Below are 3,068 nucleotides of genomic sequence, written 5' to 3' on the forward strand. Positions count from 1 at the left end.
AAGGCCGACGCCACCGAGGTCATGGTGCGCGGCCAGCCCCTGGATCTGAAACCATTGGCGCGCGAGAACGTCGCGCGCTTCGAGGTCAAGTAAACGATGCAGTCCACCAGCGACGCAGCCCCCATTCCCCTGGCCGCCCCCCAGCCCCGCCGCACGCGCCAGGCGCACATCCGCTGGGGCGCCCGCACCGTCACCGTGGGTGGCGACGCGCCGGTGCGCATCCAGTCCATGACCAACACGGACACCGTGGACGCCATCGCCACGGCCATCCAGGTCAAGGAGCTGGCGCAGGCCGGCTCGGAGCTGGTGCGCATCACCGTCAACACGCCCGAGGCGGCGCAGGCCGTGCCCTATATCCGCGAGCAGCTCGACCGCATGGGCGTGGACGTGCCGCTGGTGGGCGACTTCCACTACAACGGCCACCGGCTGCTGACCGAATTCCCGGATTGCGCGCAGGCGCTGTCCAAGTACCGCATCAATCCCGGCAACGTTGGCAAGGGCGACAAGCGCGACCGCCAGTTCGGCCAGATGATCGAGGCGGCGGTGCGCTGGGACAAGGCGGTGCGCATCGGCGTGAACTGGGGCAGCCTGGACCAGGAGCTGCTGGCAAGTCTCATGGATGCCAACAGCCGCCGCAGCGAGCCTTTGGACGCGCGCCAGGTCATGTACGAGGCCCTGATCACCTCCGCCATCGACTCGGCCCGCGCCGCCGAGGCCCTGGGGCTGGCCGGCGGGCAGATCATCCTGTCGTGCAAGGTCAGCGGCGTGCAGGACCTGATCGCCGTGTACCGCGAGCTCAGCCGCCGCTGCGACTACGCCCTGCACCTGGGCCTGACCGAGGCCGGCATGGGCACCAAGGGCACGGTGGCCTCGGCCGCGGCGCTGGCCATCCTGTTGCAGGAGGGCATCGGCGACACCATCCGCGTCTCGCTCACGCCCCAGCCGGGCGAGGCGCGCACCCAGGAGGTGGTGGTCGCCGCCGAGATCCTGCAGGCGCTGGGCCTGCGCACCTTCGTGCCCAGCGTGACGGCCTGCCCGGGCTGCGGGCGCACCACCAGCACCACCTTCCAGGAACTGGCCAAGCAGATCGACGACTACCTGCGCGCGCAGATGCCCGTCTGGCGCGCGCGCTACCCCGGCGTGGAGGCGATGAAAGTGGCCGTCATGGGCTGCATCGTCAACGGCCCGGGCGAGAGCAAGCACGCCGACATCGGCATCAGCCTGCCCGGCACCGGCGAGGCGCCGGCCGCCCCCGTGTTCATCGACGGCGAGAAGGCGATGACGCTGCGCGGCGAGGGCATCGCCCGGGAATTCCAGGCGATCGTCGACGGCTACGTGCAGCGGCGCTGGGGGCAGGGCGCGCAGTCCTGATCCTGCCTTCTCTCCTTCTTCCCCGTCCCGGCCTGGCGATGCCCAGCAGCCGCTCCGGCCGGGAACCATCCGACAAGCTATTGGGACGCTCGAACACATGCAGAAGCTGGCCGCCATCAAAGGCATGAACGACATCCTGCCGCCGGATTCGGCGCGCTGGGAATGGCTGGAGGGAGTGGTGCGCTCGCTGATGGCGCGCCATGCCTACCGCAACATCCGCACGCCCATCGTCGAGCCCACGCCGCTGTTCGTGCGCAGCCTGGGCGAGGTCACGGACATCGTGGAAAAGGAGATGTACTCCTTCGAGGACCGCCTGAACGGCGAGCAGCTGACCCTGCGCCCCGAGGCGACGGCCGGCGTGGTGCGCGCCGTGGTCGAGCACTCCATGCTGTACGACGGCGGCAAGCGGCTGTACTACATGGGCCCGATGTTCCGCCACGAGCGGCCGCAGCGCGGGCGCTACCGCCAGTTCCACCAGATCGGCGCCGAGGCGCTGGGCTTCCCCGGCGCGCAGGTCGATGCCGAGATCATCCTGCTGGCCCACGCCCTGTGGGAAGAGCTGGGCCTGAAGAACGTCCGGCTGGAGCTCAACAGCCTGGGCCAGCCGGAAGAGCGCCGCGCCCACCGCACGGCCCTCATCGCCTACTTCGAGCAGCACCAGGACCAGCTCGACGAGGACGCGCGCCGGCGCCTGCACAGCAACCCGCTGCGCATCCTCGACACCAAGAACCCGGCCATGCAGGAACTGGTCGAGGCCGCCCCCCGGCTGATCGACTTCCTGGGCGCCGAGTCGCTCGCCCACTTCGACACCGTCAAGGCGATCCTGGACGCGGCCGGCGTCGCCTGGAGCCTGAATCCGCGCCTGGTGCGCGGCATGGACTACTACAACCTCACGGTCTTCGAGTTCGTCACCGACCAGCTCGGCTCGCAGGGCACCATCTGCGGCGGCGGGCGCTACGACTACCTGATCGGGCAGATCGGCGGCAAGCCGGCACCGGCGGTGGGCTGGGCCCTTGGCGTGGAGCGGGTGCTGGAACTGCTCAGGGAGCAGGCGGCGACCGTGCCCGCCCTCGTGCCGGACGCCTACGCCGTCGTGCCCGATGCCGCTGCGCTGCCGCAGGTCATGGCCGCGCTGCAGCGCCTGCGTGCACTCGGCGTGTCGGTACAGATGCACGCGCCGGTCACGGCCGGAGAGGGCATGGGCAGCATGAAATCCCAGTTCAAGAAGGCCGACGCCAGCGGCGCGCGCTTTGCGCTGGTCTTCGGCCCCGACGAGATGGCGCGTGGCGCCGTGACCATCAAGCCGCTGCGCGAGGCGCTCGAGCAGCAGGAGCAATCGCTCGCCGACCTCCCTGCCTGGGCCGCCACCCTACAATCGGCGCGCTGAAGGAACGCGACACATGGCCACTCATTTCGACCTGCAAGAACAAGAGCAGCTTGACCAGCTCAAGCATTTCTGGAAAACCTGGGGCAACCTGATCACCTGGGTGCTGATCGTCGTCATGGGCGGCATCGCTGCCTGGAATGGCTGGCGCCTGTGGCAAGGCCGCCAGGCCCAGCAGGCCACCGGCCTGGCCGAGGCGGTGGAATCGGCCGCCCAGGCCGGCGACGCCGCGCGCGTGCAGCAGGCTTTCGAGGACCTGCGCTCGGGCTACGCCGGCACGCAGCAGGCCGGCCAGGCAGGCCTGCTGGCCGCC

General features: G+C 70.1%; 4 protein-coding genes. All 4 read left to right on the top strand.

What is annotated here, in order from left to right:
• Window positions 1-93, top strand: a 93-nt coding sequence (locus tag A612_RS17790) for a RodZ domain-containing protein (RefSeq protein WP_338131806.1), incomplete at its 5' end; no start/stop codon positions are given.
• Window positions 94-96: 3 nt separating this feature from the next.
• The gene (gene ispG, locus A612_RS02770) at window positions 97-1,371 is read left to right on the top strand and encodes a flavodoxin-dependent (E)-4-hydroxy-3-methylbut-2-enyl-diphosphate synthase (protein WP_019373078.1); all 1,275 of its coding nucleotides are present in this window, start codon (window positions 97-99) and stop codon (window positions 1,369-1,371) included.
• Window positions 1,372-1,468: 97 nt separating this feature from the next.
• Complete coding sequence (gene hisS, locus A612_RS02775; RefSeq protein WP_019373079.1) at window positions 1,469-2,758, top strand: histidine--tRNA ligase; 1,290 nt, start codon at window positions 1,469-1,471, stop codon at window positions 2,756-2,758.
• 13 nt (window positions 2,759-2,771) lie between these two features.
• Window positions 2,772-3,068, top strand: a 297-nt coding sequence (locus tag A612_RS02780) for a YfgM family protein (protein WP_019373080.1), incomplete at its 3' end; no start/stop codon positions are given.

The sequence above is a fragment of the Melaminivora alkalimesophila genome (assembly GCF_000282995.1).
Classification (GTDB): domain Bacteria; phylum Pseudomonadota; class Gammaproteobacteria; order Burkholderiales; family Burkholderiaceae_C; genus Melaminivora; species Melaminivora alkalimesophila.

Bases quoted from the DNA above. Each gene is read 5' to 3' on its own strand.
- ispG (WP_019373078.1), top strand. From the start codon at position 97: ATGCAGTCCACCAGCGACGCAGCCCCCATTCCCCTGGCCGCCCCCCAG.
- hisS (WP_019373079.1), top strand. From the start codon at position 1,469: ATGCAGAAGCTGGCCGCCATCAAAGGCATGAACGACATCCTGCCGCCG.